The organism is Streptomyces iranensis, assembly GCF_017874715.1.
In the GTDB taxonomy this organism is placed as follows: domain Bacteria; phylum Actinomycetota; class Actinomycetes; order Streptomycetales; family Streptomycetaceae; genus Streptomyces; species Streptomyces iranensis.
The window spans coordinates 153,118-176,048 of the sequence record NZ_JAGGLR010000003.1 but is presented as its reverse complement, the minus strand read 5'-3'; the positions used below and the strand labels follow the sequence as shown (position 1 = coordinate 176,048).

Annotated in this window: 20 protein-coding genes; 13 read left to right on the top strand and 7 right to left on the bottom strand. The window is 71.0% G+C overall.

The window, feature by feature from the left end; genetic code table 11:
• From J2Z30_RS06790 to argG, 5 genes are all read left to right on the top strand, one after another.
• The gene (locus J2Z30_RS06790; protein ID WP_044579651.1) at positions 1 to 957 is read left to right on the top strand and encodes a carbohydrate ABC transporter permease; all 957 of its coding nucleotides are present in this window, start codon (positions 1 to 3) and stop codon (positions 955 to 957) included.
• Positions 954 to 1,829, top strand: coding sequence for a carbohydrate ABC transporter permease (locus tag J2Z30_RS06785; protein ID WP_044579649.1), 876 nt, complete (start codon positions 954 to 956; stop codon positions 1,827 to 1,829). Before J2Z30_RS06790 ends, J2Z30_RS06785 begins: the two co-directional genes overlap by 4 nt.
• Positions 1,830 to 1,859: 30 nt before the next feature.
• A complete protein-coding gene (locus J2Z30_RS06780; protein ID WP_044579647.1) occupies positions 1,860 to 3,458 on the top strand; it encodes a glycoside hydrolase family 13 protein in 1,599 nt (532 codons plus the stop codon).
• A 54-nt stretch (positions 3,459 to 3,512) separates the two neighbouring features.
• Positions 3,513 to 5,702, top strand: a complete 2,190-nt coding sequence (locus tag J2Z30_RS06775; RefSeq protein ID WP_044579646.1) for a discoidin domain-containing protein — start codon at positions 3,513 to 3,515, stop codon at positions 5,700 to 5,702.
• Positions 5,703 to 5,792: 90 nt separating this feature from the next.
• Positions 5,793 to 7,241: an argininosuccinate synthase gene (gene argG, locus J2Z30_RS06770; protein ID WP_044579644.1), complete on the top strand. Its 1,449-nt coding sequence runs from the start codon at positions 5,793 to 5,795 to the stop codon at positions 7,239 to 7,241.
• A 76-nt stretch (positions 7,242 to 7,317) separates the two neighbouring features.
• Here the strand turns inward: argG and J2Z30_RS06765 are convergent, their stop codons facing one another.
• Positions 7,318 to 9,180: a glycoside hydrolase family 9 protein gene (locus J2Z30_RS06765; protein ID WP_044579643.1), complete on the bottom strand. Its 1,863-nt coding sequence runs from the start codon at positions 9,178 to 9,180 to the stop codon at positions 7,318 to 7,320.
• A 229-nt stretch (positions 9,181 to 9,409) separates the two neighbouring features.
• The gene (locus J2Z30_RS06760; RefSeq protein ID WP_044579641.1) at positions 9,410 to 10,684 is read right to left on the bottom strand and encodes a glucarate dehydratase family protein; all 1,275 of its coding nucleotides are present in this window, start codon (positions 10,682 to 10,684) and stop codon (positions 9,410 to 9,412) included.
• 215 nt (positions 10,685 to 10,899) lie between these two features.
• Between J2Z30_RS06760 and J2Z30_RS06755 the strand changes: the two genes are divergently transcribed.
• The gene (locus J2Z30_RS06755; RefSeq protein WP_044579639.1) at positions 10,900 to 12,255 is read left to right on the top strand and encodes an MFS transporter; all 1,356 of its coding nucleotides are present in this window, start codon (positions 10,900 to 10,902) and stop codon (positions 12,253 to 12,255) included.
• Positions 12,256 to 12,366: 111 nt separating this feature from the next.
• Here the strand turns inward: J2Z30_RS06755 and J2Z30_RS06750 are convergent, their stop codons facing one another.
• Together J2Z30_RS06750 and J2Z30_RS06745 are read right to left on the bottom strand one after the other, a co-directional pair.
• Positions 12,367 to 12,687 carry an NIPSNAP family protein gene (locus tag J2Z30_RS06750; RefSeq protein WP_044579636.1) on the bottom strand — a complete coding sequence of 107 codons (321 nt, stop codon included), beginning with the start codon at positions 12,685 to 12,687 and terminating at the stop codon, positions 12,367 to 12,369.
• Between the two features lie 72 nt (positions 12,688 to 12,759).
• The gene (locus J2Z30_RS06745) at positions 12,760 to 13,728 is read right to left on the bottom strand and encodes an NADP-dependent oxidoreductase (protein ID WP_372453239.1); all 969 of its coding nucleotides are present in this window, start codon (positions 13,726 to 13,728) and stop codon (positions 12,760 to 12,762) included.
• Between the two features lie 138 nt (positions 13,729 to 13,866).
• On the opposite strand from J2Z30_RS06745, the gene J2Z30_RS06740 reads away from it, so the two are divergent.
• The gene (locus tag J2Z30_RS06740; RefSeq protein WP_044579634.1) at positions 13,867 to 14,241 is read left to right on the top strand and encodes a winged helix-turn-helix transcriptional regulator; all 375 of its coding nucleotides are present in this window, start codon (positions 13,867 to 13,869) and stop codon (positions 14,239 to 14,241) included.
• An 86-nt stretch (positions 14,242 to 14,327) separates the two neighbouring features.
• Here the strand turns inward: J2Z30_RS06740 and J2Z30_RS06735 are convergent, their stop codons facing one another.
• Complete coding sequence (locus J2Z30_RS06735; RefSeq protein WP_044579631.1) at positions 14,328 to 14,984, bottom strand: YceI family protein; 657 nt, start codon at positions 14,982 to 14,984, stop codon at positions 14,328 to 14,330.
• Between the two features lie 110 nt (positions 14,985 to 15,094).
• On the opposite strand from J2Z30_RS06735, the gene J2Z30_RS06730 reads away from it, so the two are divergent.
• Positions 15,095 to 15,886, top strand: a complete 792-nt coding sequence (locus tag J2Z30_RS06730) for a thioesterase family protein (protein WP_044579628.1) — start codon at positions 15,095 to 15,097, stop codon at positions 15,884 to 15,886.
• Between the two features lie 240 nt (positions 15,887 to 16,126).
• Positions 16,127 to 17,461 (top strand): MFS transporter, encoded by a 1,335-nt coding sequence (locus J2Z30_RS06725; RefSeq protein WP_044579625.1) that lies wholly within the window; start codon positions 16,127 to 16,129, stop codon positions 17,459 to 17,461.
• Here the strand turns inward: J2Z30_RS06725 and J2Z30_RS06720 are convergent.
• Positions 17,451 to 18,257, bottom strand: coding sequence for an alpha/beta fold hydrolase (locus J2Z30_RS06720; RefSeq protein WP_044579623.1), 807 nt, complete (start codon positions 18,255 to 18,257; stop codon positions 17,451 to 17,453). The two genes, J2Z30_RS06725 and J2Z30_RS06720, sit on opposite strands and share 11 nt — an antisense overlap.
• Before the next feature lie 73 nt (positions 18,258 to 18,330).
• Positions 18,331 to 19,662: an FAD-binding oxidoreductase gene (locus J2Z30_RS06715; protein ID WP_245387725.1), complete on the bottom strand. Its 1,332-nt coding sequence runs from the start codon at positions 19,660 to 19,662 to the stop codon at positions 18,331 to 18,333.
• 254 nt (positions 19,663 to 19,916) lie between these two features.
• Between J2Z30_RS06715 and J2Z30_RS06710 the strand changes: the two genes are divergently transcribed.
• The 4 genes from J2Z30_RS06710 to J2Z30_RS06695 are packed head-to-tail and all read left to right on the top strand — an operon-like array spanning position 19,917 to position 22,900.
• Positions 19,917 to 20,390, top strand: a complete 474-nt coding sequence (locus J2Z30_RS06710) for a nuclear transport factor 2 family protein (RefSeq protein WP_044579619.1) — start codon at positions 19,917 to 19,919, stop codon at positions 20,388 to 20,390.
• A gap of 42 nt (positions 20,391 to 20,432) precedes the next feature.
• The gene (locus J2Z30_RS06705; protein WP_044579616.1) at positions 20,433 to 21,029 is read left to right on the top strand and encodes a TetR/AcrR family transcriptional regulator; all 597 of its coding nucleotides are present in this window, start codon (positions 20,433 to 20,435) and stop codon (positions 21,027 to 21,029) included.
• A gap of 18 nt (positions 21,030 to 21,047) precedes the next feature.
• A complete protein-coding gene (locus J2Z30_RS06700; protein ID WP_044579614.1) occupies positions 21,048 to 22,193 on the top strand; it encodes a sensor histidine kinase in 1,146 nt (381 codons plus the stop codon).
• Entirely contained in the window at positions 22,190 to 22,900 is a 711-nt protein-coding gene (locus J2Z30_RS06695) for a response regulator (RefSeq protein WP_044579612.1), read from the top strand. The genes J2Z30_RS06700 and J2Z30_RS06695 overlap by 4 nt, the downstream gene beginning before the upstream one ends.
• Positions 22,901 to 22,931 lie beyond the last annotated feature (31 nt).

Genomic DNA, 22,931 nt, shown 5'->3' with positions numbered 1-22,931 from the left:
ATGACCAGGACCGCTGCGCGGCCGCCCGCCGAGGCGATCGCCGTCCACCCCGTGCAGGCGCCGCCCCCGGCGGGGGGTCGGGGGCGGCGCCGTCTCGCCGATCAGGTCCGGGCCTATGGCTTCCTCCTCGGCGGCCTGATCTGCTTCGCGCTGTTCTCCTGGTACCCGGCGATCCGTGCGGTCGTGATCGCCTTCCAGAAGTACACGCCCGGCTCGTCCCCCGAATGGGTCGGCACCGCCAACTTCACCCGTGTCCTGCACGATCCGGAGTTCACCGCGGCCTGGCGGAACACCCTCACCTTCACCCTGCTGGCGCTGCTCATCGGCTTCGCGATCCCGTTCCTGCTCGCCCTCGTACTCAATGAACTCCGGCACGCCAAGGCGTTCTTCAGGGTCGTGGTCTATCTGCCGGTGATGATCCCGCCGGTGGTCAGCGCCCTGCTGTGGAAGTGGTTCTACGACCCGGGCGCCGGGCTGGCCAACGAGGCGCTGCGCTTCCTGCACCTGCCCACCTCGAACTGGTCCAACGGCGCCGACACCGCCCTGATCTCCCTCGTCGCCGTGGCCACCTGGGCCAATATGGGCGGCACCGTCCTGATCTACCTGGCGGCGCTGCAGTCCATCCCCGGTGAGCTGTACGAGGCGGCCGAACTCGACGGTGCGAGCCTGCTCCAGCGCATCCGCCACGTCACGATCCCCCAGACGCGGTTCGTGATCCTCATGCTGATGCTGCTGCAGATCATCGCGACAATGCAGGTCTTCACCGAGCCATTCGTGATCACCGGTGGTGGCCCGGAGAACGCCACGGTCACCGTCCTCTACCTGATCTACAAGTACGCCTTCCTCTACAACGACTTCGGTGGCGCCTGCGCGCTGAGCGTGATGCTGCTCGTGCTGCTCGGCGCCTTCTCCGCCCTCTATCTGCGGCTGACCCGCTCCGGGGAGGACGACGCATGAGCACCCGGACCCTCGTCTCCCCCGCCACCCTGGCCCGCCCCCGTGGCCGGGCCGTCTACTGGACGGTCTTCACCGCCGTGGTGGTGCTGTTCGCGATCGCCTTCCTCTTCCCCGTCTACTGGATGGTGACCGGTGCGATGAAGTCGCCGGACGAGGTGGCGAAGACCCCGCCCACCCTCGTCCCCGAGCAGTGGCACCTCAGCGGCTACGGCGACGCCTGGGACCTGATGCAGCTTCCGCAGCACCTGTGGAACACGGTGGTCCAGGCGGCCGGGGCCTGGCTGTTCCAGCTGGTCTTCTGCACGGCCGCCGCCTACGCCCTGTCCAGGCTGAAGCCCGCCTTCGGCAAGGTGATCCTCGGTGGCATCCTGGCCACGCTGATGGTCCCGGCCCAGGCGCTGGTCGTGCCGAAGTACCTGACCGTCGCCGACCTGCCGCTGATCCACACCAGCCTGCTCAACGACCCGCTCGCGATCTGGCTGCCGGCCGTCGCGAACGCCTTCAACCTCTATCTCCTCAAGCGGTTCTTCGACCAGCTCCCGCGCGATGTCCTGGAGGCCGCCGAGATCGACGGCGCCGGACGGCTTCGCACCCTGTGGTCGATCGTGCTGCCCATGTCGCGTCCGGTGCTCGGCGTTGTGTCGATCTTCGCGCTGGTGGCGGTGTGGCAGGACTTCCTGTGGCCGCTGATGGTCTTCTCCGACACCGGTAAGCAGCCGATCAGCGTGGCACTCGTCCAGCTGTCGCAGAACATCCAGCTGACCGTGCTCATCGCCGCGATGGTCATCGCCAGCATCCCGATGGTCGCGCTGTTCCTCGTCTTCCAGCGGCACATCATCGCCGGGATCAGCGCGGGCAGCACGAAGGGCTGACACCGCCCCCTCGACAGAAAGGCTCCCACCGTGGCCCAGCCCACCCCTGCCCGGACACCGAACGACTGGTGGCGCTCCGCCGTCATCTACCAGGTGTATGTGCGCAGCTTCGCCGACGGGGACGGCGATGGCACCGGCGACCTCGCGGGCGTCCGCGCCAGGCTGCCGTACCTCGCCGAACTCGGCGTCGACGCGCTGTGGTTCAGCCCCTGGTACCAGTCGCCCATGAAGGACGGCGGCTACGACGTCGCCGACTACCGCGCCATCGACCCGGCCTTCGGCACCCTGGCCGAGGCGGAGAAGCTCATCGCCGAGGCCCGCGAGCTGGGCATCCGCACCATCGTCGACATCGTGCCGAACCACGTCTCCGACCAGCACCCCTGGTGGCGGGCCGCCCTCGCGGGCGGCGCCGAGCGCGAGCTCTTCCACGTCCGTCCGGGCCGCGGCGACCATGGTGAACTGCCGCCCAACGACTGGACGTCGGAGTTCGGCGGCCCGGCGTGGACCCGGCTGCCGGACGGCCACTGGTATCTGCATCTGTTCGCCCCCGAGCAGCCGGACCTCAACTGGGCTCATCCGGCCGTACGCCAGGAGCACGAGGACATCCTGCGCTTCTGGTTCGAGCGGGGTGTCGCGGGGGTGCGCATCGACTCGGCCGCCCTGCTGGCCAAGGATCCCCGGCTGCCCGACTTCGTCGAGGGCCGCGATCCGCATCCGTACGTCGACCTCGACGAGCTCCATGACATCTACCGCTCCTGGCGCGGCGTGGCCGACGAGTACGGCGGTGTCTTCGTCGGCGAGGTGTGGCTGCCCGACAGCGAGCGCTTCGCCCGCTATCTGCGCCCCGACGAGCTGCACACCGCCTTCAACTTCTCCTTTCTGGCCTGCCCCTGGGACGCCCGGCGGCTGCGGACGTCGATCGACGAGACGCTCGCCGAACACGCTCCGGTGGGCGCTCCGGCCACCTGGGTGCTGTGCAACCACGACGTGACCCGCACGGTCACCCGCTACGGGCGCGAGGACACCGGTTTCGACTTCGCCACCAAGGTCTTCGGCACCCCCACCGACCTCGCCCTCGGCACCCGGCGGGCGCGGGCCGCCGCCCTGCTGTCGCTGGCCCTGCCCGGCGCGGTCTATGTCTACCAGGGCGAGGAACTGGGCCTGCCCGAGGCCGAGATCCCCCGCGACCGCATCCAGGACCCGATGCACTTCCGCTCCGGTGGCACCGACCCGGGCCGCGACGGCTGCCGGGTGCCGCTGCCGTGGGCAGCGGAGGGGCCGTACGCCGGTTTCGGCTCGCGCGAGGAGCCGTGGCTGCCGCAGCCCGCGCACTGGGCGGTGTACGCGGCGGATCTGCAGACGGCGGACCCGGGCTCGATGCTCGGCCTCTACCGCGCGGCGATCCGCATCCGCCGCGCCACCCCCGGCTTCGGCGACGGGCCGCTGACCTGGCTCCCCTCGGCCGACGGTGTCCTGGCCTTCGCCCGTGAGGACGGCCTGGTCTGCGTGGTCAACCTCGCGGACGCCCCCGCCGAGCTGGACGGCACCTCCCGGCTTCTGCTCAGCAGCGGCCCGCTGGACGACCGGGGCCGCCTTCCGCGGGACACGGCGGCCTGGCTGCTCCGCTGAGGCGCCACCCCGCACCGCGCTATCCCACCACCCCCACCATGAAGGGATCAGCACATGCACCGCAGCAGTACCGCATCGGCATCCACCAAACGCCTGTCGGCGATCGGCGCGGCCGTCGCCCTCGCGGCCGGCATGCTCGTCACCCTGACCCCGACGGCCGCGCACGCGGCCGCGGGTGCCTCCCTGCCGTTCACCTCGGCCGAGGCCGAGTCGGCCAGCACCACGGGGACGAAGATCGGCCCCGACTTCACCCAGGGCACGCTCGCCTCCGAGGCGTCCGGGCGGCAGGCCGTCCGCCTCGCCGCCGGGCAGCGCGTGGAGTTCACCGCACCGCGCGCGGCCAACGCGGTGAACGTGGCCTACAGCGTGCCCGACGGCCAGTCGGGCACGCTGAACGTCTATGTCAACGGCACCAAGCTGGCCAAGACCATCGCGGTCACGTCCAAGTACTCGTACGTGGACACCAGCTGGATCGCGGGGTCGAAGACCCACCACCTCTACGACAACGCCCGGGTGCTGCTCGGCCGAGAGGTCCAGGCCGGTGACAAGATCGCCTTCGAGGCGGCGAACACCCAGGTCACCGTGGACGTGGCCGACTTCGAGCAGGTCGCGGCGGCCGCCTCCCAGCCCGCCGGATCGGTGTCCGTCACCTCCAAGGGCGCCGACCCCAGCGGGCAGGGCGACTCCACCCAGGCGTTCCGGGACGCCATCGCCGCCGCCCAGGGCGGAGTGGTCTGGATCCCGCCGGGTGACTACAAGCTCACCTCCTCGCTGAACGGTGTCCGACACGTCACCCTCCAGGGCGCCGGCGGCTGGCACTCCGTGGTGCACACCTCGCGGTTCATCGACCAGTCCAGCTCCTCCGGCAACGTGCACATCAAGGACTTCGCGGTCATCGGCGAGGTCACCGAGCGCGTCGACTCCAACCCGGACAACTTCGTCAACGGCTCGCTCGGTCCGGGCTCCAGTGTGTCCGGCATGTGGCTGCAGCACCTGAAGGTCGGTCTGTGGCTGATGGGCAACAACGACAACCTCGTGGTCGAGAACAACCGCTTCCTGGACATGACGGCCGACGGCCTCAACCTCAACGGCACCGCGAAGAACGTACGCGTGCGGAACAACTTCCTGCGCAACCAGGGCGACGACGCACTCGCCATGTGGTCGCTGAACTCGCCGGACACCAACAGCAGCTTCGAGGGCAACACCATCTCGCAGCCGAACCTCGCCAACGGCATCGCGATCTACGGCGGTACGGACATCACCGTCAAGAACAACCTCATCTCCGACACCAACGCCCTCGGCAGTGGTATCGCCATCTCCAACCAGAAGTTCATGGACCCGTTCCACCCGCTGGCCGGCACGATCACGGTCGACGGCAACACACTGGTCCGCGCGGGCGCCATGAACCCCAACTGGAACCACCCGATGGGCGCCCTGCGCGTCGACTCCTACGACAGCGCGATCGAGGCCACGGTCAACATCACCAACACGACCGTCACCGACAGCCCGTACAGCGCCTTCGAGTTCGTCTCCGGCGGCGGCAGGGGCTACCCGGTCAAGAACGTCAATGTGTCCGGCGCGACCGTGACCAACCCCGGAACGGTCGTTGTCCAGGCCGAGGCGCAGGGGGCGGCGAAGTTCAGCGATGTCACGGCGTCCAGCGTCGGCGCGGCGGGCGTCTACAACTGCCCCTACCCGTCCGGCTCCGGCACCTTCGCCCTCACCGACGGCGGTGGCAACTCCGGCTGGAGCAGCACCTGGTCGGACTGTGCCAGCTGGCCGCAGCCCGGCCAGGGCAACCCGGATCCCGAGCCGGGCCGCAACCTCGCCAAGGGCCGCCCGGCCACCGCGACCGGCTCCCAAGACGTCTACACCCCCGGCAAGGCGGTCGACGGCGACGCGAACACCTACTGGGAGTCGGCCAACAACGCCTTTCCGCAGGCCCTGACCGTGGACCTCGGCGCCGGCCAGGCGGTCCGCCGGCTGGTGCTGAAGCTGCCGCCCTCGTCGGCGTGGGGCGCCCGCACCCAGACCCTGTCCGTGCTGGGCAGCGCCGACGGCTCCTCGTACTCGACGGTGGTGGGCTCGCAGGGCTACCGCTTCGACCCGGCGTCCGGCAACAAGGTCACCGTCGCCCTGCCCGACGGCACGAATGTGCGATATCTGAGGCTCAACGTCACCGGCAACACCGGCTGGCCGGCGGCCCAGGTCAGTGAGGTGGAGGCGTATCTGACCGCCTCGTGACCCCCGCCTTCGCGCCGGGGAGGGAGGTGTGGATCAAGGCCATCACCAGGGAGCCTTGCATGATCATGCGTAAGACTGCATACTCCTGCTGTGTCCAAAGTTCTCACCTCCCTCCCTGTCGGCGAACGCGTCGGGATCGCCTTCTCCGGCGGCCTCGACACCTCGGTAGCGGTCGCGTGGATGCGCGACAAGGGCGCGGTGCCCTGCACCTACACCGCCGACATCGGCCAGTACGACGAGCCCGACATCGCCTCGGTCCCCGGGCGCGCCACGACGTACGGCGCGGAGGTCGCCCGTCTGGTGGACTGCCGGGCGGCCCTGGTGGAGGAGGGGCTCGCGGCCCTCGCCTGCGGGGCGTTCCACATCCGCTCCGGCGGCCGCAGTTACTTCAACACCACCCCGCTCGGGCGGGCGGTCACCGGCACCCTGCTGGTGCGCGCCATGCTCGAGGACGATGTGCAGATCTGGGGCGACGGCTCCACCTTCAAGGGCAATGACATCGAGCGGTTCTACCGCTACGGCCTGCTGGCCAACCCCTCCCTGCGGATCTACAAGCCGTGGCTGGACGCCGACTTCGTCAGCGAGCTCGGCGGCCGCAAGGAGATGTCGGAGTGGCTGCTCGCCCATGACCTGCCCTACCGGGACAGCACGGAGAAGGCGTACTCCACCGACGCCAATATCTGGGGCGCCACCCACGAGGCCAAGTCGCTCGAGCACCTCGACACCGGTATCGAGATCGTCCAGCCGATCATGGGCGTCCGGTTCTGGGACCCGTCGGTCGAGATAGCGGCCGAGGACGTCACGATCGGCTTCGAGCAGGGCCGCCCGGTGACGATCAACGGCAAGGAGTTCGCCTCCGCCGTCGATCTGGTGCTGGAGGCCAACGCCATCGGCGGTCGGCACGGCATGGGCATGTCCGACCAGATCGAGAACCGCGTGATCGAGGCCAAGAGCCGGGGCATCTACGAGGCACCGGGCATGGCGCTGCTGCACGCGGCGTACGAGCGGCTGGTCAACGCGATCCACAACGAGGACACCGTCGCCACCTACCACACCGAGGGGCGCCGCCTCGGCCGCCTCATGTACGAGGGCCGCTGGCTGGACCCGCAGGCGCTGATGGTGCGCGAGTCGCTGCAGCGCTGGGTCGGCGCGGCGATCACCGGCGAGGTGACCCTGCGGCTGCGGCGCGGTGAGGACTACTCCATCCTGGACACCTCCGGACCGGCGTTCAGCTACCACCCGGAGAAGCTCTCCATGGAGCGGACCGAGGCCTCCGCCTTCGGTCCCGTGGACCGGATCGGCCAGCTGACCATGCGCAACCTCGACATCGCCGACTCGCGCGCCAAGCTGGAGCAGTACGCCGGTCTCGGCATGGTCGGCAGCTCGCACCCGGCGCTGATCGGCGCCGCGCAGGCGGCCTCCACCGGGCTGATCGGCGCGATGCCGCAGGGCGCCTCCGCGGCGATCGCCTCGGACGGTCAGGTGTCCGGGCAGGACAAGCTGCTCGACCGCGCCGCGATGGAGTTCGGCGCCGACTGACCTCCCCGCTTCCCTGGTCCGCCGCCCACCCGCGCCCGAGCGCGGGTGGGCGGCGGCGTGTTCCGGCCGGGCCGGGTCAGCGCGCGGGCTGCTCCGCCGCGCCGCCGCCCAGACCGTCGACGTACGAGGCGATCCAGGCCAGCGGGACGTTCCAGTTGATGGTGATCTCGTTGGTGGAGAACGCCATCAGGCTGTCGGTGTAGCACATCGCCGGGGCGCAGCCCTTCAGCTTCTTCCTGGCCACCGGGTCCTGGAGCCCGGAGTTCGGGCCGCCCGCCAGCGAGCCGGGCGCCGGATGCGGCAGCCGGTGGTCACGCTGATGGGCCCAGAAGCGGTGGTGCTGGTTGTGCGAGTCCCGTTCGCCGTGGCCGGTGACATAGGACTGGTTGAGCGGATTGCCGCCCAGCAGATAGTCCATGCCGCGGAGCACCGCGTCGAGGTAGCGGTCCTTGCCCGTCAGGTCGTGCGCGGTGGCGAGCACGATCATGTTGTTGAGCACCTGGCTGTTGGAGCCCCACTCGTACTTGCCGCCCTTCGGCGCGTACGGCACGCCGTAGGCCGACTTGGCGGAGTCCGCGGCGTAGCGGTCGGCGGCCTTCGTCACCATCGCGCGCACCTCGGCGCGCTGCCGCTCGGTGAGCTTGTTGGGGACGGTGGCCAGGTCCAGCGCTCCGAGGCCCGCGGTCGAGGCCCACGACATGCCGCCGCCGCGCGGGAAGAGCGCGCCCGCGTCGCGGTGCAGCGGCGAGTCGAGCGCCGCCTTCGCGTAGCCGTGGTCGCCGGTGGTGATGAACAGCTCGGCCGCGGCCCAGTAGAACTCGTCGCCGACGTACCGGTCCCCGTAGGCACCGCCGCCCGTGGAGTCCTTGTCGCTGGCGTAGATCTTCGGATGTGCCTTGGCCGCGTCCCACGCGGCACGGGCCGCGTGCAGACAGCGGGCGGCGAACTCCGGGTCGTAGGACTTGAACAGCCGGGCGCTCTGCGCGGCGGACGCCGCCAGGTTGAGCGTGGCCGCGGTGGACGGCTTGTGCAGCTCACGCTGTTGCCGGTCCTGGTCCGGCCGGGTCGGGAAGCCGGTCCACTGCTTGTCGTGCACCTTATGGAACGCCATACCGGCGAGCGGCTCGCCCTTCGGCACCTGCATGCGAAGGAGGAATTCCATCTCCCAGCGGGCCTCGTCCAGGATGTCCGGGACGCCGTTGCCACGCTCGGGCACCCGGAGCCTGCCGTCGCCCATCGACGCGGCGTCGACGCCCTTGGTGGTGCGGGTGCGCTCGTACGCGGACATCAGCTGGGCCACCGAGATACCGCCATTGACGACGTACTTGCCCTGGTCACCGGCGTCGTACCAGCCACCGGCGACATTCCGGCGGTAGTCGCACTCGCCCTTGACGCACGGGACGTCGGTGTCGCCCCGGTGCGGGGCCGCCTTGTCATGGCCCGCGGGACGGGCGTACTTGGAGCCCACGAGGTCCGCGTCGATCTTGATGCCGCTGCGGTTGTGGTAGAAGTACGCGAGCGCGTCGCTCCGCAGCGAGTCGTAGAGGTGGTCACCGATGGCGAACGGCTCGCTCTTCTTCCCGTCGATGGTGACGGTGTACCCCTCGCCCGCATCCGTGACCCTGCTGAAGTCGAAGGTCTGGACGTGTCGCCGGGAGCTGGGGTCCACGCCCGCGGGGGTGGTGGTGCCGCTCGCCCGCCCGGTGCCGTCGGCGGCCCGGAGCGTCCAGGTCAGCGGCTTGGTGGCGGGGGTGACCACGGTGCCCTTCTTGGGGCCGTGGGTCAGATAGCCGACCTGGTTCACCCGCACCGGCGAGCCGGTGTCGGCCTTGGGAGCGGCCGTCCCGGCGCCGTGCCGCGCGTGGTGGTCCACGGCGCCCGCCGCGGGTGCGGCCAGGGCGCCCAGGGTCAGTCCGGCCGCGACCGCCGCGCCCACCATGCGCCGGCGGCGGCGGTCGGTCCGGTCAGGGGTGATCCGTACGCGAGGAGCAGTAGCAGACAAGACTTAAGCACTTCCGGGGTTCGGCGTCTTTTCCGTCCCTCAGAGGCTATGAAGAGGCCCTGGCCTGCAGCTTCGTACGCTTAGCCGAAATCCGGGTACATCAGGTGACCGAGCCCGGCCTCCTTCAATCGAGGTATCGCGGGAGGTGAGCCGCGGTGGCGGCGGGCTACCAGCGGGCGAGGTCCGCCTGGAAGGACGGGTCGAAGCGCCGCATGTACCCGGTGTCATCGCGGTTGCGCAGTCCGCACCGTACGTATTGCTCATGCAGGCGCGCCAGGGCGTCGGGGTCCAGCTCCACGCCCAGGCCGGGGGCGCCCGGCACGGGCACCGCGCCGTCCACGAAGGTCAGCGCGCCGTCCACGATCACGTCCTCGGTCTTCCACGGCCAGTGGGTGTCACAGGCGTAGGTGAGGTTCGGGGTGGCCGCGGCCAGGTGGGTCATCGCGGCCAGGCTGATGCCCAGGTGCGAGTTCGAGTGCATGGACAGGCCCATGCCGAAGGTGTCGCAGATGCCGGAGAGCAGCTTGGAACGGCGCAGCCCGCCCCAGTAGTGGTGGTCGGAGAGGACGACCTGGACGGCGTCGGCGGCCACCGCGGGGGCCAGCTCGTCGAAGGCGACCACGCACATGTTGGTGGCCAGCGGCATGGGGACCTCGCGGGCGACCGCGGCCATCCCGTCGATCCCGGGGGTGGGGTCCTCCAGGTACTCCAGCACGCCCTCGAGCGCGCGTCCGACCTTCACCGAGGTCTCCGTCGTCCAGACGGCATTGGGGTCCAGGCGCAGCGGATGGCCGGGGAAGGCGCGGCGCAGCGCCCGGATCGCCTCGATCTCCTCCTCGGGGGGCCGGACGCCGCCCTTCAGCTTGATCGCGGTGAAGCCGTAGTCGTCCACCATCCGGCGGGCCTGCGCCACGATGGCGTCGGGGTCGAGGGCCTCGCCCCACTCGTCGGACTCCTGGCCGGGGTGGGCGGCCCACTTGTAGAAGAGGTAGGCGCTGAACGGGACGGCGGACCGCACGGCGCCGCCGAGCAGGTCGCTGACCGGGCGGCCGATGGCCTTGCCCTGGATGTCCAGGAGCGCCACCTCGAACGGGGAGACGACGCGGTCGACGGTGCTGCTGGTGGTGATCATGCCGGTGAGCCCGGAGCCGCCGGAGCCGCCCACGCGGTCGATGACCCGCTGGACGCGCTGGTGCAGCTCCTCGGTGGCGAAGGCGTCCAGGCCGACGATCTCCTGCCCGACGGCCGTGAGGCGCTCCAGGTGGAGCTCGTCCGCATAGGTCTCGCCGAGCCCGGTCAGGCCCGCGTCGGTGTGGATCTGCACGATCGAGCGGAGCGCGAAGGGCTCGTGGACGCCGACGGAGTTGAGCAGGGCCGGGTCGCGGAAGGCGACGGGGGTGATGGTGACATCCGTGATGCGCAGGGGTGCTCCGTCAGACATCGACGTCCATTCATATGGTTGAACAGATGGTAGGTGCGTGAACCCTATCAAGGGGGCTGCCCCACCGAGGAGCAGCCAAAACGCCCATCACAACTCATGTGATTCCGCGTGGAATTGCTGCTTCCGGAGTCATTGACCGAGGGAACGGCCGATCGTAAGGTCTGCACCCCACTGCCAGTGGGTTCATGTACATGAACGAAGCGAGGAGAGCCGCCATGGTGAATCCCCCCGCCCCCGACCGCGACGCGGCCGCCTCCTCGGAGCTCGTCCAACGGTCCGTGACCAAGTTTCTGCGACGTGTGATGCCCATCCTGGTCATCATGCTCGTGGTCAACCAGATGGACCGCACCAACGTCGGCTTCGTCCAGGACGACCTCAAGGCCGACATCGGCATCGGAAGCGCGGCCTACGGGCTCGGCGCCGGGCTGTTCTTCATCGGCTACGCCCTGCTCGAAGTCCCCAGCAACATGCTGATGGAGCGCTTCGGCGCCCGTGTCTGGCTCACCCGGATCATGATCAGCTGGGGCGCGGTGACCGTCCTCATGTGCTTCATGACGGGGGCCACCTCCTTCTACGTGCTGCGGTTCCTGCTGGGCATCGCGGAGGCGGGGTTCTTCCCCGGTGTGATGTACTACCTCACCACCTGGCTGCCGGACTCCGCGCGCGGCCGCGCCGGCGCCATCTTCCTCGGCGGCTCGGCCACCGCCTACATCGTCACCGGCCCCATCAGCGGCGCGCTGCTGGAAATGCACGGCCTGGGCGGATTCGCGGGCTGGCGGTGGATGTTCGCACTGGAAGGCACCCTCTCCATCACCGTGGGCCTCGTCGCCGCCTTCTTCCTCGTCTCGCGGATCAGGGACGCCCGCTGGCTGAGCAGCGACGAGAAGGCCGCCCCCAGCGCGGCGGTCGAGCGGGACCGCGAGGCGCGCAGCCGCGAACCTCAGGTGTCCAGGCTGCGGCTGGTGGTCCACCCCCAGGTGGCGCTGCTGACCGGCGTGTTCTTCGCCATGGCGCTCACCGGATACGCGATCACCTTCTGGCTGCCGAGCCTGGTGGACGACATCGGCGGGCTCTCGTCCTTCCAGATCGGGCTGCTCACGGCCATTCCGTGGATCTGCGCGGTCATCGCGATGTACACGATGAGCCGCTACACCGACCGCGTGCCGGACCGTCGGCCCTACCTCGCCATCGTGCTGGTGCTGTCCGCCATCGGCACCTTCCTCGCCACCCTGGGCTCCCCGTGGTTCGGGCTCGCGGCCGTCACCCTGGCCGCCGTCGGCAGCAAATGCGCCGCCAACCTCTTCTGGCCGCTGGCCCAGTCCACGCTCGACCTCAAGGTCACGGCCGCGGGGCTCGCCGTCGTCAACTCCCTCGGCAACCTCGGCGGCTTCGTCTCCCCCGCCCTCTTCGGCTATCTGGAGGAGACGACGGGCGGCACCAACGGCGGCCTCTATGCGCTCTCCGCGGCCTCGCTGCTCGCCACCGTCGGCGTCTACTTCCTCCGCCGGGGCAGCGGCCGTGGCGGGGCCGAGGCCGCCGCGCCCGCCCCCGTCCGGACCGTCTCCGGGTGACTCCGGCGCGGCCCGCCCGGAGCCGTGTGGTTCCGGGCGGGCCGTGTGATTTCGGGGGCCGTGGACGGCGTCACCGGCTTGACGCCGTCCCCCTGGTGGCGCCGTCGCGGGTCAGCGAAGCCCGGACGCGGGCGTGGGCACGGCCCGCGTGACCTGGATCTTCTCCCGGAACAGCAGTTCGTCGACCCGGGGGCCGATCTCCTGCTGCCACCGCTCGCTCTGGTAGACGGCCTCGTAGAGCCGCACCCGCTCCGCCTCGTCGGCGAAGCGCCGCAGCCACACATAGCCGTCGGGGTCCTCCTCGTCGACGAACGAGGCGATGACGTCCATCCCCCGCGACGTCTGGAAGGGGATCACCACCTCCTCCATGAAGCCGACCCATTCCTCCCGGCGGCCGGGCCTGGTCTGGTAGCGGCGGATCTCGTAGAACATGCGCGTCTCCTCAGGCTGGTGTGACGGGTGGTGCGAAGTGGCCTCGGCCGTCGGCCGTCGGCCGGGGAACGGTCAGGCGCCGGTGCGGAGCACCAGCTTGCCGCGGGTGTGGCCGTCCTCCCCCTGGCGGTGGGCGCGGGCGGCCTCCTCGAGCGGGAAGACCTCCTCGACCTCGACCTCCACCGCGCCCTGGTCGATCAGCCCGGCGATGGTGGTCAGGGCGGCGCCGTCCGGCTCGACGAGGAAGGGGCTGGTGCGCACGGTGCGGGCGTCCGCGGCCTCCCGCAGCTCGGGGCTGACGCCACCGGGGACGGCCACCAGCAGTCCCCCCTTCTCGAGCACCTCCAGGGAACGGGTGCTGGTGGCGTCGTACTCCTCTCCCAGCAGGTCGATCACCACATCGACGTTCCCGACCGTGTCCTCGAAGCGCTGCTTGGTGTAGTCGATCAGTTCCGCCGCTCCGAGCCGGCCGAGCCACTCATGGCGGCTCTCCCGGGCGGTCCCCACGACCGTCGCCCCCAGGTGCCGTGCGAACTGGACGGCGAAGTGCCCGACGCCACCGGCGGCGGCGTGCACCAGAACCCGCTGGCCGGCCTCCACCTTGGCCGTGTCCACCAGGATCTGCCAGGCCGTCAGCGCCGCCAGCGGCACGGCGGCCGCCGCCTCATGGCTCAACGTGGCGGGCCTACGGGCGAATTGCCGGGCGGGGCCCGTCACGAACTCCGCGTAGCCGCCCGCCTGACGGGGGAACCACGGCATCCCGTACACCTCGTCGCCGGGGGCCAGCGTGGTCACCCCGAACCCGACTTCCTCGACCACGCCGGAGACGTCCCAGCCCAGGGTGAACGGCGGCTCGCCCAGCACGCCCGCCATACCGCCGCCCTGACGGGTCTTCCAGTCGACCGGGTTGACGCCGGCGGCGTGCACCCGCACCAGCACCTCGGTGGGCAGCGGTTCCGGCCGCGCGACCTCCGCGACGCGCAGCACCTCCGGGCCGCCGGGCGCGTCCTGTACCACCGCACGCATCATGGACCTGGACACGTGTTGCCTCCTGAGCTCATCCGTATCTCTCACGCCCGATCTCCGAACGTGCTCGCACGCTAACCTCAGGGACCTGGTTACCCACAAGGGACACTGCTACCTTTTGGGTAGTACGAAGCAGCCCGGAAGGTCTCCTCCATGAGTACGCGATGCCACACGGGCCAGCACGCCCATCATGATGTGTACGAGGCCCAGTGCCCGTGCCGCGCCATGCTGGACCTGCTGGCGAACAAATGGTCGGCGCTGGCCATCGGCGCCCTGGAGGACGGCCCCCTCCGATTCGGCGCGCTGCAGCGCCGGCTTCAGGGGGTCAGCCCCAAGGTGCTCACCCAGACACTGCGGCGGCTCGAAGACGCCGGGCTGGTGGAGCGGACCGTCTACCCGGCCGTTCCGCTCCATGTGGAGTACGAGCTCTCCTCCCTGGGCCACAGCGCGTCCGTCCCGCTCAGGAATCTGCGTCTGTGGGTGGAGGACAATCTGGATCTCACCACCACGGCCGCGAAGCCGATGTGACGGCGCCGGTTCCCCTGCCGCCGCCGCCCAGCCCCCCCCTCAGCACCCTCCTCGCGGAACGAGAGGGCGCCCTGGTCCGGGCCCGGTCAGGCGGTGGGGGCGGTGCGGATGGCGGCGATGTCGAACTGGAGGCGGACCTTCTCACTCACCAGGGCGCCGCCCTCGGCCAGTTTGGCGTTGTAGGTGAGCCCCCATTCGGAGCGGTTGATGGTGGTCGTGCCGTCGAAGCCCGCCCGCTGGTAGCCGAAGGGGTCCGTGACATGTCCGATGTAGGTGAGCTCCAGGACGACGGGGCGGGTGACATCTCTGATCGTGAGGTCCCCGGCCATGCGGTAGACGTCCGGACCCGCGACCTGCACGGCGGTGCTGATGAACCGGATGTGCGGGAAGTTTCTGGCGTCCAGGAAGTCCCGGCCCATCAAGTGGTCGTCGCGCTGCTCGACACCGGTCTGGACACTGGCGGTGGACAGCAGGACCTCGGCCCGGGAACGGCGCGGGTCGCGGCCGTCGAAGTAGAGTCGGCTCTCGAACTCGGTGAAGGCGCCACGCACCGTGCTCACCATGGCGTGCCGGACGGAGAATCCGATCCGGCTGTGCGCCGGGTCGACGATCCACTCTCCGGTGAGAGCCGCGAGGCCGGGATCCGGCAGAGCGACGGCGCCGGACGTCGCCCGCGTAGTGGGGGCCGCTGGTGCGGCGCTGGCGATCGCGCGGCGGGCGGTACTGCGGCTGAACAGGTTCATGCCACCTGTTGTTATTTCAACTTAGGGGATGATGCAACCCTTGATCAAGAGCAGATACTCAAGGATCTTGAGTAAGTGTCTGCGATGTTCCCCCCGAGGAGAAGCCCCCGTTGACGACCGACAGTTACTACGAGCCGATCGACGAGCACCGCTACAAGCCCACCTCCCACGTCAGTGGTGCCTGGAGCACCGACGAACAGCACTTCAGCCCGCTCGGCGGGCTCATCGTCCACGCCATCGAGCGCCACCTCGCCACCCGTCCGCACACCGGGCTGCTGCTCGGCCGGATCAGCTTCGACATCCTCGGGCGCCTCGCCCTCGACGAGTGCGAGATCCGGGTGGAGACCATCCGGCCCGGCCGCACCATCGAACTCCTCGAGGCCGTGGTGCTCATCGCCGACCGTCCCGTGGTCCGGGCGCGCGCCTGGCTCCTCGCCGAAGTGGACACCGCGTCCGTGGCCGGTGGCGCCGGGGACCGGCTCATCTCTCCCGAGAAGCTCGACCCCTGGGCGATGGCCTCGCTGTGGCCCGGCGGGTACATCGCCTCCCTGGACTCCCGTCCGCTCGCGCCGCGCGAGCCGGGCCGCGCGACCCTCTGGGTCTCCACCCCGCTCGATCTGGTGGCCGGGCAGACCAGCACCCCGCTGGCCTCGTACATCGCGCTCGTGGACACCGCCAACGGCATCGCCGTACGGCAGTCGCCCACGGCCTGGATGTTCCCCAACGTCGACCTGACCATCCACCTCCACCGGCAGCCCGAGGGCCGCTGGACCGGGCTGGACACCACGGTCACCTTCGGCGGTACCGGCCAGGGCATCACCAGCACCGTGCTGCACGATCTGCGCGGTCCGGTCGGCCACGCCCAGCAGATCCTCACCGTCCGGCCCCTGCCCGGCACCTGACCGCGCACGGGACAGGCCGTCACCGGCGAGGTGGCGGCTCCCCCTGTACGATGAGCCCGCAAGCAACGAACCACTCTGCCTGACGCAGAGCTGGCGCGACCGCTCGGCGGCCGCGGTCCCTCAAGCCCCCTGATCGGCGCGGACCCGGTATCTACCCCGGTCCAGCGCGAGAGGACAGCTCTCGGCGCACTCCGCCATGCCGGCCCGGGTGCGCTACCAGGCGGCGGAAAGGCGTCGGCCGTGGCATCCGCGGTCTCCAGCGACACCCCTCCCCCCGTACAGCGCGTCGGCTACCGGCAACTGCTGCGCACCCCGGGCGCATGGACCTTCCTGCTGCCCGGGTTCGCCGCCCGGCAGCCGTTCGCGATGCTGACGATCAGCATCGTGCTCCTGCTGCGCCACACCACCGGGTCGTACGGTGTCGCCGGTGCGGTCGCGGCCGTCACCGGCGTCTCCATGGCGCTGTTCGCGCCCCAGAGCGGCAAACTGGCCGACCGCCACGGGCAGCGTGCGGTCCTGGTGCCGGGGGTGCTGCTCCACGCGGCGGCCGCGGCCCTGCTGACGGCGCTCGCACTGGCCCACGCGCCGCTGTGGGCGCTGATCGCCGCCGCGGTGCCCACGGGCGCCTCCGTCCCGCAGGTCGGGCCCATGGTGCGGGCCCGCTGGGCGGCCGCCCTCGGGGACGGCGGGCCGGGCGGATCCGGACCGCGCCCGGGACGCCATCCGCTGCTGGCGACCGCGGCCGCGTTCGAGTCCGTGACGGACGAGTTCACGTTCGTCATCGGTCCCGTCCTCGCCACCGCCTCGAGCACCGCCGTACACCCGGCCTCCGGCCTGATCGCGGAGGCCGCGCTGACGCTGGTGGGCGGGCTGCTCTTCGCGGCCCGGCGCCGTACCGCGCCACCGCCGGGCCCGGCGCGGGCGGACGCGCGGGGGCGGCACGCCTCCGCCCTTCCCGTACCGGGTGTACGGGTCCTGGCCGTGGCCTTCCTGGGCATCGGCTCGGTCTTCGGCGGGATGCAGGTCGCCCTGACCGCCTTCACCCAGGAACAGGGTCAACCGGGCCTGAACGGTGTGCTGTACGGCGTGTTCGCGGCGGGCAACATGCTCGCCGGCGTGGCCTGCGGCACCATCGCCTGGCGCACCTCCCCGCGACGGCGGCTGCTGACCGCCTACGCCGCGCTGACGCTGATCTGCTCGACGCTGTGGGCGGTGTCCGCGCCACTGCCGCTGGGCGGGCTGGGGCTGCTGGCGGGCCTGTGCATCGCACCGGCGCTGATCACCGGGTACACCCTGGTGGAGGCGCTGGTCCCGGCCGCTTCCCGGACGGAGGCGTTCACCTGGCTGACCGGCTCGGTCGCGCTGGGGCAGGCCGCCGCGGTGACGGCGGGCGGGCAGATGGCGGACGGCTTCGGCGCGAGCGCCGCCTTCACCGTGCCGCTCGTGGGCACGGCCCTGGCCCTGCTCACGGTGGTGTCCCTGCGCGCCCACATCGCACCGCGCGGCACCACCACGGAGATACGCCAGGACCAGCGCACCGCCGACCCCCACCCGCGAAGGCCTGTCAGTCGGTGAGGAACGACGACACGATCGCCCCCGCTTCCGGGCGGCACTCCTCGAAGTAGCCGTGCCTGGCACCCTCGAAAACGTGCGTCCGCGCCCGGGGGACGCGGGAGGCGAGCAGCGGTGCGTTGGCCGCCGGGGTGAGCCGGTCGTCCGCTCCGTGCAGGATCAGCGTGGGCGCGGCAATCAGCGGGAGGACGTCCCAGGCGTCGTGTTCATTGCTGGCCACCAGATGGCGCCGCCGGGCGTGTGGGGGCATGCCGGGGTCGCCGAGGGTCGTATACGGCCCGGGGTGCCCGGACCGCCAGTCCGGGGTGTACATGAGGTCGATCAGCGCCTCCCTCGCCGCCCGCGCGTCGGCCTGGGCCAGGGAGCGCCGTACCGCCATGTCGCGCTCCGTCGCCCGTGGCCCGCCGGGGGAGGTGCAGCCGAGGACGAGCCGCCGGATCCGGTCCGGGTGGCGGGCGGCGACCCACTGGGCGACCCGTCCTCCCATGGAGGTCCCGTACAGATCGGCGGACTCGACGCCCAGATGGTCGAGGACGGCGATCACATCGTCGGCGAAGTCCCGTGTCGCATAGGGCTGGTCGGGCTTTCCGCTCTCCCCCGTGCCGCGCCAGTCCATGGTGAGGGTGGAGTGCGTGGCGTGGAAGTCCGCCCGTATGCCGTCCCACCAGTGGTGGTTGTTGGCCTGGCCCGCCAGGAGCACCAGCGGCGCTCCCGTGCCCTGGCGCTGGTAGGCGAGGAGGGTGCCGTCCAGTGCGCGGGCGTGGCCGCTGGCCTGCTGGGGGACGTCGGTGTGTGGCATGGGTATCTCTTGTCTCTCGGGGTTTTCAGGTGTCGCCCGGTGTGCGTGGTCCGCGACGTCCCCCGCCATGTGCTCAGCCGCGGGCGATGACCTTGCCCGGGTTGAGGATGCCGTGCGGGTCGAGGGCCGCCTTGACCGCGCGGTGCATGTCCAGAACGGCCGGGGCCAGCTCCCGCTCCAGACCGTCCCGTTTCAGCAGGCCCACACCGTGTTCACCGGTGACCGTGCCACCGAGGTCGATGGCGTCCGCGATGATCTCGTGGAAGGCGGCCTGGGCCCGCTCCCGGGCCGCCGTGTCGCCGGGCTGGGTGATCAGCAGCGGATGGAGGTTGCCGTCACCGGCGTGGGCGATGTTGGCGATGAGCGTGTCATGGCGGGTGGCGGCGCGCTCGATGCGCGCCAGCATCTCCGGTACGGCCGCCTTGGGCACGCACACGTCCTCGGTGAGCACCGGGCCCAGCCGCTCCAGCGCCGGGTAGGCGAGCCGCCTGGCCGCGAACAGCGCGTCGGCCTCCTCCTGGTCCGTGGACTGCGCGGCCCAGGTCGCCCCCGCCTCCTCGAAACAGGCGAGCATGCGCTCTGCCTCCTGCGCGCCCGCCGGGCCCGGGGCGTCCGTACGCCCGAGGAGCACCACGTCCGCGTCGACGGACAGGCCCATGTTCTTCCACTTGTCGACGGCCGCCAGGCAGTGCCGGTCGATGAGCTCCAGCGCGGACGGGGTGAGCCCCGCGGCCCCGATCGCGGCGACCGCGTGTCCCGCCGCCACGACGGAGGAGAAGTATCCGGCGACCGTGCGCTCCGCCTCGCGCCGCGGCCGCAGCCGCACCGTGACCTCGGTGATCACTCCCAGGGTGCCCTCGGAGCCGACCATCAGACCCGCCAGGTCGTACCCGGCGACGCCCTTGGCGGTCCTGCGGCCGAGCCGCACCAGCTCACCGGTGCCGGTCACCACTTCCAGGCCGAGCACATAGTCGCGGGTGACGCCGTACTTCACACAGCACAGCCCGCCCGCGTTGGTCGCCACATTGCCACCGATGGTGGACCAGGGCGCGCTCGCCGGGTCCGGCGGGTACCACAGCCCCCGCTCGGCGCAGGCGGCCCGCAGATCGTCGTTGACCACCCCGGGTCCGACGACCGCGAGGCGCTCCACGGGGTCGATCTCGTGGATGGTGTCCATGGCCTCGGTGGAGAGCACCACACAGCCCTCGACGGCGTTGGCACCGCCGGAGAGACCGGTGCCGGCGCCCCGGGTGACCAGCGGAACGCCGTGCCGTACGCAGGCCCGCACCACGGAGCGCACCTCCGCCGCCGTACGTGGCCGCACCACCACGCGGGGTGTGCCGTACGGCGCCCACTCCGCCTCGTCGTGGACGAAACCGGCGGCGACACCGGGGTCCTCGACCATCCGGCCCTCCGGCAGCTCCTGCCGCAGATCATCGATCAACACGCCGGTCCCCTGCCTTGTCGTCGAGCACGGTACTTCCCGCTCGCACGGTACCCACCGCCATCGGAAAGCGTGATCACCACCCCCTGTCACCGGATCGGCGGCGGGTCGGCGGTGGGTCGGCACTTGCGTGAGAACCATCGTTCTCCTAGTGTCGTACCCGATGGAGAGAATGCTCGTTCTCTCCTTCCCCCTCCACGACTCGAGGAGTCGACATGACCGACGCCGCACGTCCTCCGTTCCCCCCGTTCACCCGCGAGACCGCCATCGAGAAGGTCCGGCTGGCGGAGGACGGCTGGAACTCCCGTGCCCCGGAGAAGGTCGCCCTGGCCTACACCGTCGACTCGCGCTGGCGGAACCGCGCGGAGTTCGTCACCGGGCGCGAGGAGATCGTCGCCTTCCTCACCCGAAAGTGGGCGAGGGAGCTGGACTACCGGCTCATCAAGGAGCTGTGGGCCTTCGACGGCAACCGCATCGCCGTACGCTTCGCCTACGAATCCCACGACGACTCCGGCAACTGGTTCCGCTCCTACGGCAACGAGAACTGGGAGTTCGACGACAACGGTCTGATGCGCCTGCGCTACGCCTGCATCAACGACCTCCCCATCGAGGAGTCGGAGCGCCTGTACCACTGGCCGCTCGGGCGCCGCCCCGACGACCACCCCGGGCTGAGCGACCTCGGCCTCTGAGACCTCGGCCGCTGACCGGCCGGACACCAGGAGAGCAATGACATGATCAGTCCCGAAACCGCGGAGCTCCGGATCCTCGACGCGGCCGAGACCCTGTTCTACGGACGGGGCATCCAGGCGGTGGGCATGGACGAGATCCGCTCCGCGTCAGGCGTCTCCCTCAAGCGGCTCTACCAGCTCTTCCCGTCCAAGGGAGAGCTCATACAGGCGTATCTGCGGCGGCGCGACGTCCGCTGGCGCCAGAAGCTGGCCGCGTACGCCGATTCTCAGGCCACCCCCGAGGAGAGCATCCTGGCGGTCTTCGACTGGCTCCACGAGTGGTTCGGCGAGCCGGACTTCCGCGGCTGCGCCTTCAGCAACTCCTTCGGGGAACTCGGCGCCACCTCCTCGGCCGTCGCCGAGACGGCACGCGCGCACAAGGAGGCGTTCTTCCGCTATCTCGCCGAGCTGACGGCGGCCGCGGGCAAACCGGCCTCGCTGGGCGACCACTTGGCCCTGCTGGCCGAGGGCGCCATCACCACCGCGGCGATCACCGGCAGCGCCGAACCCGCGCATCAGGCGAAAGCGGCCGCACGCGTCCTGCTCGAGGCGGCACCGCCGTCACCGTCAAGGGCACAGCCGTCACGATCAAGGGCGTAGCCGTTACCATCCAGTCTCATGCGGGGGTGGTGGGAGCGGGGGCGGGCGCTGGGAGCAGCCCACCCCCAGGCCGTGGACATCGGGATCGCGCTCCTGGTCCAGGCGGCCATGACGATGCCGTTCGTGGTGCCACGCCCACCCGATCTGGAGCCGGCGACCTGGCCCGCCTACGGGCTGACCACACTCACCGTCGTCCCCCTGATCTGGCGGCGGCGCGCTCCCCTCGCCGCGCTGACCGCGATCGTCGCGACCAGCGCGCTGTACAAGCTGGCGCTGGAGGGCCCCGGGCAGCCGCTGCCGTACACCGGGCTCGTCGTCATCTACACGATCGCCGCCGTTTCACCGCCGTGGCAGCGGCTGGTCGCCGGGGGTCTGCTGACGGTCGCCGTGCCGGTGTCCGTGTGGCTGAACACCCGGACGGCGCGTGAGCTGACCTTCTCCCTCTTCGTGTTCGCGGCGGCCTATGTCTTCGGGCGGCTGACCGATGCCCGGCAGCGGGAGCACCGGATCGAGGCGGAGCGGGCCGCCGCGCGCGAACGGGCGCGGATCGCACGGGAGATGCACGACATCCTCTCCCATGCGGTGAGCCTGATGATCGTGCAGGCGGAGGCCGGTCCGGTGGCGGTGCGGACGGCCCCGGAGCGGGCCGAGGCCGCATTCGACGCCATCTCCGCCACGGGCCGGGACGCCATGGCCCAGCTGCGCCGGATGCTCGGTGTGCTGCGCGAGGCCGATGAGCCGGACCGCGCCCCGCGTGAGCCGCAACCGGGCCTGGCCGGTCTGCCCGAGCTGCTCGACCGGATACGGGCGAGTGACCTCGAGGTGGCGTACGAGTCGGCGGGGGCCGTGCGGGCACTGCCGGAGGCCACCGGGGCGAGCGTCTTCCGGATCGTCCAGGAGGCCCTGACCAACGTGGTCAAGCACGCGGCGGCCCGCGGTGTCTCCGTCCAACTCAACTATGGCGAAGGCGCGGTGGACATCCGAGTGCTGGACGACGGGCGCGGACCGCAGCCCGGTTCCGGTGGCGGCCACGGTCTGATCGGGGTCCGTGAACGGGCGGCGGCGCACGGCGGTACGGCGGTCACCGGGCCGGGCCCGGACGGTCGGGGCTTCGAGGTACGGGTCCGTCTCCCCGTACCCTCCGCGGCGGAGGTGGCGCGTTGACGATCCGGGTGGTGGTGGCCGACGACCAGGAGCTGGTGCGCAGCGGCTTCGCCATGATCCTTGACGCCCAGCCGGACATCGAGGTGGTCGCGGAGGCGGGCGACGGGGCCGAGGCCGTCGAGGCGGTGCGGCGGCACACGCCCGATGTGGCGCTGCTGGACATCCGGATGCCACGTGTGGACGGTATCGAGGCATGCCGCGAGATCGCCGCGTCCGGCGCCTGCCGGACGGTGATGCTGACGACCTTCGACTCCGACGAGTATGTCTACGAGGCGCTGCACGCGGGCGCGAGCGGCTTCCTGCTCAAGGACGTACGCAGGGACGATCTGGTGCACGCGGTACGGGTGGTGGCGCGGGGCGACTCGCTGCTCGCGCCGTCGGTGGCCCGGCGTCTGGTGGAGCAGTACACCCGGGCCACCGCCCGGCCACGGCCGCCCGACCCCCGGCTGGACGCGCTGACCGGACGGGAGCGGGAGACGCTGCTGCTGCTCGCGCGGGGGCTGTCGAACGCCGAGATCGCCGCGGAGCTGGTCGTCAGCGATCACACGGTCAAGACCCATGTCGGCAATGTGCTCGCCAAGCTGGGGCTGCGGGACCGGATCCAGGCGGTGATCTGCGCCTATGAGACGGGCCTGATCACCGCCGGGGATCCCCCGCCCGGGGGAGCGGCCCGGCCCGGCTCCTCCCCCGCGTCGGCGAGGAACTGACCCCCGGAACACCGCTCGCGCGGGCGATCCG